Raw genomic sequence first — 8,323 nt, 5'->3', positions numbered from 1 at the left:
GGGATGGGCGAACAGAAGTCAGCCGAGGCCGTAGTAGTTGCTCGAAGCCGGAGTGACGAAGGGCTGAACCTGCCATGAGTGGACAGTCGGGTGTGATCTCTGTTGGAGCGTAAAGCAGAAACTCCGCGCAGCGGGGGTCGAGACCATCAGGAGGTAGGAGCCGGAAGCTCCGAGGGCCGGTCTGGGCGCTTAGATACCACAGGCGACACATCAACGGAACCAAGCTCGCTGAAGCTGTTTATCAGTAGGCAGGAACCGCCGTATACGGAACCGTACGTACGGTGGTGTGAGAGGACGGCGGCCGTGAGGCCGCCTCCTACTCGATCGTGCTTGGATTCATGACGCGGTGCCAATCCCCTGTGGGATGTGGTTCAGTTCAGGCATTGGCGGGACTGGTTACAGCTACGTGATCAGCCGTGGCGGCCGGTCGGTACAGGATGTAGTAGTAACATCCCAGGCAAATCAGCCAACAGAACAGCGCCGTCCACACGTTATGGGAAAAGAAATGCGCCCCTTGCATCATCCGCCCCAGGGAGAACACCGTTCCCAACGTGAAGGCGAATATCAGAGTCTGGCGGGCCAGGCGCGGGCGGCGGTCGCGCAGGGCGAAGAAAAGCGCAAACAACGAAAACCCGGTGGCGGCGTGACCGCCGGGCCAGCATCGACCGGGTTTGTCCGTGGCCGGGCGTGGGCTCAGCAGTTCGCTATAGGTTTCCTTGCCACCGAATTCCTTCAGGCTCCAAGGGCATTGCACCGCCGTCACTGCTTTCATCGGCGTGACGAAGGACGTCGCCAGTGCCAGGGACAGCACCAGGCAACCGAGCTCGCGCTTGAACGGTTTGAGCCGGGCGATGAAGAACGAGCTGATGAATCCCAGGACCGCTAGCACGGAGAACACGATGACCACCTCTTTGGCCCGGTCGTGCAGGATGTCCTCCAGGAAAAAGCTGTGCCGGCCGATGAATCCACCCGCCATCGGGTCGTAAAACAGCTTGGCCAGGTCCATGTCCAGCGTGGTCAGTTCCAGTAACACCAGAATCGCTGCGACAACGGCAGGCAGGCCCAGGGCAACCCAGAAATTCAGTGGACTGGAAGCGGGGCGGATGGCGGTGGAAACCATGGCAGTACCTTTGATGGAGGTTTTCGTAAGCAGCGCGTTGCGCAGTCTGGTCTGCGTTGCGTCGGGACGGTGTGAATGTTGGGTGAAAAACTCGTCAATGCCTTGCAGTCCGGCTGTGGGTCCAGGCTGCCACAGCCGATACAATCCTAGCCGTCAGCCAAACTTGGCCGTAAGCTGCGCGGGCCAAGATGGCCGTTAACTGTGTACACAGAGGTGCCCATGCGAATTCTATTGGTCGAAGACAACCGCGATATCCTGGCCAACCTGGCCGATTACCTGGGGCTCAAGGGCTACACCGTCGATTGTGCCCAGGACGGTTTGTCGGGATTGCACCTGGCCGCGACCGAACACTACGACCTGATCGTGCTCGACATCATGCTGCCTGGCATCGACGGCTACACCTTGTGCAAGCGCCTGCGCGAAGACGCCCGGCGCGATACACCGGTGATCATGCTCACCGCCCGGGATCAGCTGGACGATCGTTTGCAGGGCTTCAAATCCGGGGCCGATGACTACCTGATCAAACCGTTTGCCCTGTCGGAACTGGCCGCACGGATCGAAGCTGTCATGCGTCGGGCCCAGGGCGGTGGCCGCCGTGCCTTGCAGGTTGGCGACCTGAGCTACGACCTCGACACCCTGGAAGTGACCCGTGAAGGCAAGCTGCTCAAGCTCAACCCCGTAGGCCTCAAGCTGCTGGCGGTACTGATGCAGAAAAGCCCCCACGTGCTGCGCCGCGAAATCCTCGAAGAAGCCTTGTGGGGCGATGACTGCCCGGACAGCGACAGCCTGCGCAGCCACGTCCATCAACTGCGCCAGGTGATCGACAAACCGTTCGATAAACCGTTGTTGCACACCGTACACGGCGTCGGCTATCGCTTGGCCGAGGGCCGCGATGGAGTTTAAGCAGAGCCTCGCCCAACGGATCATTATCGCCTTTGCGCTGATGAGCGCATTGGTGGCAGGGGCTTTCGCCATGGGCATCGTGGCGACGGTCCACCTGGTGGAAGAGAAACTGATTTCCGCCGGGCTTGGAGGCGACCTGCAGCGCTTGCTGTTGATGGACAGTGTCTCGGACTGGAATCACCGGCCTGAACCCGACCAGCTGTTTTATTTCAGCGGCGGCCCGGGCGATTTCGAATTGCCTAAGGACCTGCGTCATCTGGAGCGTGGTTTCCACGAGGTGTTTCGCGAGCAATTGTCTTATCACGCCATGGTCGAGATCGTTGACGGTCGGCATTACGTGTTGCTGCAGGACCAGAGCGACTTCGAAGAGCGCGAACGGGTGCTGTTCGCCGTGGTGCTGGTGGGTTTCGTGCTCAGCCTGGCACTGGCGGTATTTCTGGGCTGGGTCCTGGCACGTCGAGTGATGGCGCCGGTAGTTCGCCTGGCCCGGCAAGTGCGTCATCGCGATCAGCTGCTGGGCCTGGCTCCGCCGCTGGCCCCGGATTATGCCGCCGATGAAGTGGGTGAACTGGCCGTGGCGTTCGACGCGACACTGGGGCGCTTGCGCCAGGCCCTGACCCGTGAACGATTGTTCACCAGCGACGTGAGCCACGAATTGCGCACACCGTTGATGGTCTTGGCAACCTCCTGTGAATTGCTGCTGGAAAACCCGGTATTGGACCAGCGTGGTCGTACCCAGGTCGAGCGCATCAACAGGGCCAGTGAAGAGATGCGCGAACTGGTGCAGACCTTCCTGATGCTCGCCAGGGCCCAGCGCGAAGACAACGGTATGTCACCTCGGCTGAACCTTGCACAGGTGGCTGAAAATCTCCTCGGAGTGTGGCGCGGCCCCATCGAATCCAAAGGCCTGACGCTGATCTTCGAACCGGGGCAAACCCTGGACACCCTGTATAACGCCACTTTCCTGACGGCCGTCATGGGCAACCTGCTGCGAAATGCCTTGCACTACACCGACCAGGGGTTTATCCGTCTTTCATTGTCTGCGACGGGCTTCGTGGTCGAGGACAGCGGCGTGGGCATCCCGGAGGAGAAGCGCGAGGCGATGTTCGAGCCATTCGTGCGCGGCAACGAAAAGCGCGGCGAGGGGCTGGGATTGGGACTGTCCCTGGTGCAACGAATTTGCGAAAACCAGGGCTGGACGGTGAGTCTCAGCACGATGGAACCCAACGGTTGCCGTTTCGAGGTGGAGTTGAATCCGAAGGTGTGATCGCTTAGGTTGGAAAAATCCTGTAAGAATTCTGTCATTTACATGACGAACTTTTCACAAAGTGATGACCTGACCCTGACATATCGATTCATAAGGTGGGAGCTATTCAGACATGGAGGCCCCCATCAATGCCCGCCCCTATCAAACTCGATTTTTCCGAGAAATACGACGAGCAGCACGCCAAGAAGTATTTTCATAAGCATCGCAGCGGCTTGAGTCGCCGTCTTTCCAACCTTCGAGACCAGCAATTGGCCCAGCGCGCATTGGCGCTTGTCGGTGACCCTGGCCTGGTGTTGGACCTGCCATGCGGTGCCGGGCGATTCTGGTCCTTGTTGGCCGAAAAACCGAACCGGGTCATCATCGGCGCGGACAATTCCGAGGCCATGCTCAAGACCGCAATGGAGGCTCAACCGGCTGATGTGGTGAAACGGGTACAACCCTTGCACACTTCTGCGTTCGACATCGCCTTGCCTGATAACGCCGTCGATAGCATTTTTTGCATGCGCCTGTTGCACCACATCGGGGAACCCGAGCATCGCCTGGCGATTCTCAGGGAATTCCAGCGTGTCAGCCGCGACAGCGTGATCGTTTCGTTATGGGTCGACGGCAATTTCAAGGCCTGGAAACGCAAGCGCCAGGAACGCACGCGTGGGCAAAAAGACTACCAGAATCGATTTGTGTTACCGGTTGCTACAGTTGAGGACGAGTTTCGACAGGCAGGGTTTCGCATTCAGGAACGACTGGATTTTCTACCGCTCTATGCCATGTGGCGAGTTTATGTATTACGCAAGAGGTAAGGGCATGGGTGTACAGGCAGCAGAACCATCAACGATTCTTCTCGACGACTTCGAACATTTCTGGAGTCAGCAGGGTGAGTGGGTGGAAGAACCTAATGTGCGTCGCGGCGGCGAAAGCGGCGTACAGCGGATCAAGAGTAAGGATGGCAAGCTGCTTTATGCCAAGCGTCAGACCGGACATATTTATCGCAGCTGGCTGCACCCGTTCGGTAGACCGACCGTGCTGCGCGAGCAAGACGCACTCCTGGCGTTGACCCGACTGGGTGTTCGCGTCCCCCAGCTCATTTTCTGTGGCGCCCAACGGGACCCGGTTCACCAGTGGCGTGCGCTGCTGGTAACCCAGGCGCTGGAAGGTTTTGAAGAGATCGAGCACTGGTATGCCGGGGGTGGCCGCGAGCGCCATGGTGAAGCCGTGCATGATCAAATCCTCCAGGCACTGGCTGAAAACCTGGCCCGCATGCACAAGGGCCGCTGGCAACATGGTTGTATCTACATCAAGCACGTCTTTGTGCGCGTGACCGGGGAGGGCGAGGCGGCCAAGGCCGAAGTGGCTTTGCTCGATTTTGAAAAGTGTCGCGAGCGTCTGACCGCCCAACGTGCGGCATCCCATGACCTGAAGCAGTTGCGGCGCCACTCGTCGTTCAGCGAGGCTGACTGGAAAAAACTGGTCTATTTTTACGAGGCGGCGTTTGGCAGCGCTATCAAAGGTTTATAGCGATGAAACTAGAAATTGCTAGAGGTTTGTTTTTAGTCGGAGCCCTGGCAGTTGCATCGATGGCGGTGGCTGTCTGGGAACAGCCTCGTTCGCAGATCCTCAGTGCCTCCAACGCTGGCGCTCACTGCCCTTTGCCAAGGGTGGCCAAGGCCAGCGAGGCGATCCGACCGGATAACGATCTGCTGCTGTTCATGTTCAGTCTGTCCCAGGGGATGAGGCCGCAGAGTTGAACGTCACGAAGCCCAAAAGGCCTCGCTTGTGCGAGGCCTTTTTTGTTTTGAGTTTTTACATGGCCCACCACAAACCTCCAGTCAAACATTCAACTTGTGGTGAGGGGATTTATCCCCGCTGGGCTGCGCAGCAGCCCCAAAACACATTAACTTAACTGGCCTGGCACTCCTCGTTTCCGATAAAGGGGCCGCTACGCGACCCAGCGGGGATAAATCCCCTCGCCACAAAGCCCTCGGCTTCTTGTCCCGATATGCCTTCAGGGTTTATCGGGCTTGGCCAGCAGTGTGTAGACGCAAGGCAACACGAACAGCGTGAACAAAGTGCCAATCGACATCCCGGTGGCGATCACCGTGCCAATGTCGAAGCGGCTCACCGCCCCGGCGCCTGTGGCGAAGATGAGCGGCACCATGCCGAACACCATCGCAGCGGTGGTCATCAGCACCGGCCGCAGACGAATCGACGCGGCTTGTTCCACGGCCTCCCGCGGTGTCAGGTGCTGTTCCCTGCGCAGCTGGTTGGCGAATTCGACAATCAGGATCCCATGCTTGCTGATCAGGCCAATCAACGTCACCAGCCCCACCTGGGTATAGATGTTCATGCTCGACCAGCCGAGGAACAACGGAATCAAGGCGCCGCAAATCGACAGCGGCACGGTCACCAGGATCACCAGCGGGTCCCGGAAACTTTCGAACTGCGCGGCCAACACCAGGAAGATGATTGCCAGTGCCAGGGCAAAGGTCACCCACAACGCGCTGCCTTCCTGTACGAATTGGCGCGAAGCCCCGGCGTAATCGAAGGCGAACCCCACTGGGGCTTCCTCCCGGGCAATCTGGCGGACGGTCTCGATCGCCTCGCCCATGCTTACCACGGGAAAGCCCGAAATGGTCACCGCATTGAGCTGCTGGAACTGGTTCAGCTGTCGCGGTCGCGCCCGGTCGCTGACCTTGATCAGGGTCGACAGCGGGAGTGATTCACCCTTGGCATTTTTCACGTAGTAGTTGTTCAACCAATCCGGGTTGTCCCGGAAGGGCCGTTCGACCTGGGCAATGACCTTATAGCTGCGCCCCTCGAGGGTGAAGCGGTTGATCTCGGCTTCACCCAGCAGTGTCGCCAGGGTACCGCCCAGATCCTGCATCGAGACGCCCATCTGGGCGGCCTTGGCGCGATCGATATCCACCACGACTTCGGGTTTGTCGAACGCCAGGTCAATGTCCATGAAGGCGAACTTGCCGGATTCCAATGCGCGCTTTTTGACACGCTCGGCAATCTCCAGCAGCGTCGCATAATCCTTTGGCGAGTTGATGACGAACGCAAATGGCAAGCCTTCGCCGGTGCCCGGCAGTGAGGGCAGGTTGAAACCGAAGATCTGCAAGCCAGGCACGCTTTCGAGCTTGGTCTGGACCTCTGGCAGGATTTCCATCTGGGTGCGGCTGCGTTCGTTCCAGGGCTTGAGCAGGAAGCCGCCGATGCCCGACTGTACGCCGTTGTAGCCGTTGATCTGGAACGAGGAGTAGTACTCCGGGAACTCCTTGAAGATGGTAATGAAGTGATCGGTGTAGGTGTTCAGGTAGTCGAGGTTGGTTGGCTGCGGGGCGTTGGCCATCATGAAGATGATGCCCTGGTCCTCGTCGGGGGCCAGTTCGGACTTGGTGAACATGATCAGCACCGGGATCAGCAGCAGGACGATCACGGCGAACACCAGTACTACCGGCCGTGTGTTGAGCGTGCCGTGAAGCATGCGCTGGTAACGGCTCTTCAGACGCTCGAAAACCATGTCCAGCCGATGGGCCAGCCCCGAGGGGTTCTCATCGTGGCGCAGGAGCATGGCGCACATCATTGGTGACAAGGTCAGGGCGACGATGCCGGAGATCACCACCGCCCCGGCCAGGGTCAATGCGAACTCCTTGAACAAAGCGCCCGTCAGGCCCTGGAGCAGGCCGATCGGCGCGTACACCGCCGCCAGGGTGATGGTCATCGAGACCACCGGCATGGCGATTTCCCGGGCACCTTCTATCGCGGCATCCAATGGTGTCTTGCCTTCCTCGATGTGCCGGTGAATGTTCTCCACCACCACGATGGCGTCGTCCACTACCAGGCCGATGGCGAGCACCATGGCCAGCAGGGTCAGGAGGTTCATCGAGTAGCCCATCAACTGCATGAAGAACATCACGCCGATCATCGACAGCGGGATGGTCACCACCGGGATGACCACCGAACGCAGGGCGCCGAGGAACAGGAACACGACGACGATGACGATCAGCACCGCTTCGAACAGGGTTTTCACCACCTCGTCGAGGGAAGCCTGGATGAACAGGGTGGCGTCGTAGGCGATCTCGGCCTTGAGGTTGGTCGGGAGCTGGGCCTCCATGTCCGGCATGATCTTGCGTACTTCCTTGATCACATCCAGTGGGTTCGCACCGGGCGTGGCCTTGATCCCGATGTACACCGAGGGTGTGCCACCAAAGGAACTGATGGTGTCGTAGTTCTCGGCGCCCATTTCCACGCGGGCCACGTCCCGCAGCAACACCCGGCTGTCGCCGTCGGTCTTGAGCGGGATCGCGGCGAAGGCCTCGGCGGACTTGAGTTCGGTGTTGGCGTTGATGCTGGTGACGACGTATTCGCCTTTCACCTCACCGGCGGCGGAGAGGAAGTTGTGCTGGCGCACGGCATTGGTCACGTCGGCGGCAGTCAGGCCGAAGCCGGCGAGCTTGACCGGGTCCAGCCACAGGCGCATGGCAAAGACCTGGTTGCCGAGGATCTCCGCCTCAGCCATGCCTGGCAGGGTCGCCAGCTTGGGCTGGATCACCCGTGACAGGTAGTCGGTGATCTGCGGGTTGTTCAGTTCCTTGCTGAAGAAGCTGATGTACATCAGTGCCGAGGCATCGGCGGCCTCGCGGCTGAGGACCGGGTCCTCGGCATCCTGGGGCAACTGGTTCTTGACCTCGTTGGCCTTGGCCAGCAGCTCGGTAAAAAGCCGGTCGCTGTTGGAGCCGATGCGGGCATAGACCGAAATCACCGAGAAGTTCTGGCGACTGACCGAGGTCATGTAGTCGATGCCCTCGGCACTGGCCAGGCTCTGCTGCATCGGTTGGGTGATGTAGCCCTGGATGGTCTCGGCGTTGGCCCCGGGGTAGGCGGTGGTCACCGTGATCAGGGCGTTTTCCATTTGTGGATACTGACGCAGGGGCAGCTTGCTCCAGGCCTGGAAACCCAGGAGCACGATCAACAGGCTGACCACGGTGGCGAGCACCGGACGGCGGATGAACGGATCGGTAAAAGCCATGGGGGTT

7 protein-coding genes are annotated in these 8,323 nt (G+C 59.7%); 5 read left to right on the top strand and 2 right to left on the bottom strand.

Annotated elements, in window-relative coordinates; translation table 11 throughout:
* Positions 1-376: 376 nt before the first annotated feature.
* Complete coding sequence (locus tag BT116_RS26020; protein WP_072348284.1) at positions 377-1,120, bottom strand: phosphatase PAP2 family protein; 744 nt, start codon at positions 1,118-1,120, stop codon at positions 377-379.
* A gap of 219 nt (positions 1,121-1,339) precedes the next feature.
* Between BT116_RS26020 and colR the strand changes: the two genes are divergently transcribed.
* From colR to BT116_RS25995, 5 genes are all read left to right on the top strand, one after another.
* Positions 1,340-2,023 (top strand): two-component system response regulator ColR, encoded by a 684-nt coding sequence (gene colR / locus BT116_RS26015; protein ID WP_025215158.1) that lies wholly within the window; start codon positions 1,340-1,342, stop codon positions 2,021-2,023.
* Entirely contained in the window at positions 2,013-3,290 is a 1,278-nt protein-coding gene (locus BT116_RS26010) for a sensor histidine kinase (RefSeq protein ID WP_072348279.1), read from the top strand. Before colR ends, BT116_RS26010 begins: the two co-directional genes overlap by 11 nt.
* Before the next feature lie 128 nt (positions 3,291-3,418).
* Entirely contained in the window at positions 3,419-4,087 is a 669-nt protein-coding gene (locus BT116_RS26005) for a class I SAM-dependent methyltransferase (RefSeq protein ID WP_072348276.1), read from the top strand.
* Between the two features lie 4 nt (positions 4,088-4,091).
* The gene (locus BT116_RS26000; protein ID WP_072348274.1) at positions 4,092-4,802 is read left to right on the top strand and encodes a lipopolysaccharide kinase InaA family protein; all 711 of its coding nucleotides are present in this window, start codon (positions 4,092-4,094) and stop codon (positions 4,800-4,802) included.
* Positions 4,803-4,804: 2 nt separating this feature from the next.
* Complete coding sequence (locus tag BT116_RS25995; protein ID WP_072348272.1) at positions 4,805-5,032, top strand: hypothetical protein; 228 nt, start codon at positions 4,805-4,807, stop codon at positions 5,030-5,032.
* Positions 5,033-5,289: 257 nt separating this feature from the next.
* On the opposite strand, the gene BT116_RS25990 is transcribed toward BT116_RS25995, so the two are convergent.
* Positions 5,290-8,316: a multidrug efflux RND transporter permease subunit gene (locus BT116_RS25990; RefSeq protein ID WP_072348270.1), complete on the bottom strand. Its 3,027-nt coding sequence runs from the start codon at positions 8,314-8,316 to the stop codon at positions 5,290-5,292.
* Positions 8,317-8,323: the final 7 nt, after the last annotated feature.

Source organism: Pseudomonas sp. NFACC16-2 (assembly GCF_900119205.1).
In the GTDB taxonomy this organism is placed as follows: Bacteria; Pseudomonadota; Gammaproteobacteria; order Pseudomonadales; family Pseudomonadaceae; genus Aquipseudomonas; species Aquipseudomonas fluorescens_Q.
Note: the sequence above shows the minus strand (reverse complement) of the source record. Positions and strands in the feature narration are given on the sequence as shown.

Coding starts and splice junctions, on each gene's coding strand:
- BT116_RS26020 (WP_072348284.1), bottom strand. CDS start 1,120: ATGGTTTCCACCGCCATCCGCCCCGCTTCCAGTCCACTGAATTTCTGG.
- colR (WP_025215158.1), top strand. CDS start 1,340: ATGCGAATTCTATTGGTCGAAGACAACCGCGATATCCTGGCCAACCTG.
- BT116_RS26010 (WP_072348279.1), top strand. CDS start 2,013: ATGGAGTTTAAGCAGAGCCTCGCCCAACGGATCATTATCGCCTTTGCG.
- BT116_RS26005 (WP_072348276.1), top strand. CDS start 3,419: ATGCCCGCCCCTATCAAACTCGATTTTTCCGAGAAATACGACGAGCAG.
- BT116_RS26000 (WP_072348274.1), top strand. CDS start 4,092: ATGGGTGTACAGGCAGCAGAACCATCAACGATTCTTCTCGACGACTTC.
- BT116_RS25995 (WP_072348272.1), top strand. CDS start 4,805: ATGAAACTAGAAATTGCTAGAGGTTTGTTTTTAGTCGGAGCCCTGGCA.
- BT116_RS25990 (WP_072348270.1), bottom strand. CDS start 8,316: ATGGCTTTTACCGATCCGTTCATCCGCCGTCCGGTGCTCGCCACCGTG.